The 1017-nt window shown below is 54.6% G+C and carries 2 protein-coding genes; both read left to right on the plus strand.

Translation table 11 applies throughout. From position 1 onward, the window contains the following. Positions 1 to 27 precede the first annotated feature (27 nt). On the plus strand, positions 28 to 549 hold the full coding sequence (locus AC097L_RS26525; protein WP_479589670.1) for a putative pterin-binding protein: 522 nt from the start codon (positions 28 to 30) through the stop codon (positions 547 to 549). Positions 550 to 592: 43 nt separating this feature from the next. Beyond that, positions 593 to 1017, plus strand: a 425-nt coding sequence (locus AC097L_RS26530; RefSeq protein ID WP_479589671.1) for a hypothetical protein, incomplete at its 3' end; no start/stop codon positions are given.

A 1017-nucleotide genomic window follows, 5' to 3' on the forward strand; every position in this document is an offset into this window, starting at 1 on the left:
CGGTAACAAATAAAAATGGGTGGTCCTATGAAATTAACTCTTGGGGCAGTGCGGCGAATCGGGGTCTCAATGGGGCTGCTTGCTGCCTTGTCAGGTGTGGCGGGTGCTCAAATACTTGCCAAGCCCACAGGGCCGGTGATTTTGAGCATTGGTGGGCAGATCAGCCAGCGCAACGCGGGCGAATTCGCCGAGTTCGACGCTGCCATGCTGGACGCCTTGAAGGTCAACCAGTTTTCGACCACAACACCGTGGCATAAGAATTCGGTTGCTTTTTCAGGCCCCTCACTGCAAAACGTTTTGAATGCGGTTGGGGCAAAAGGCAAGGTGCTGCGTATGAAGGCGCTCAATGATTATGAAATCAAAGTGCCTTTTGACGATGCCGCCGAATTCGGCCCCGTGCTGGCCCGTCGGGCGGATGGCGCCGAGTTGACGATTCGCACCAGAGGGCCACTGTTCATGATCTACCCTTTTGACAGCAAACCCAAACTCAAAAACGATACCTACTATTCGCGCTCTATCTGGCAACTCACAAAAATTGTTGTTGAGTAAGGTGTAGTTTGCCTGGCCCATCTTGTCTTGCCCAAAGTAAGCCATGAAGATTCATGGTTTGTATGCTGGAATCAAGTTGCCTGTTCGCCGCTTGTTGTTGGGGCTGGGTGTGTTCATTTTGGTCACGGTCGCCGGCCTCGCCTGGTTTCAGTACCAGCAGGTGGAGCGGGTCACGCGTGGTTCGTCACAAGGGCGTGACAACTTTGTGTGGGAGTTCTATGTACTGGAGTTGCAGCTGATCCGCTACCAGGATGCGCTGCGTGAAGCGCTTGCCCAGAAAGACAAGTCCGCGCTGCTGGCGCAGGCCAGCGATCAATACAATATGTTTGCCAGCCAGGTGCTGCTGTTCGAGACCAGTCGGAGTCGGGAGATCATGGCGGGGCATGAGGCCTTCAGTCAAGCCTACACCCAATCGCGGTCTTATCTCGAGAAGACCGATCCCTACCTGGAGAAGAGTCCCCAAGCCCG

This window comes from Rhodoferax sp. RT5P35 (assembly GCF_056521385.1).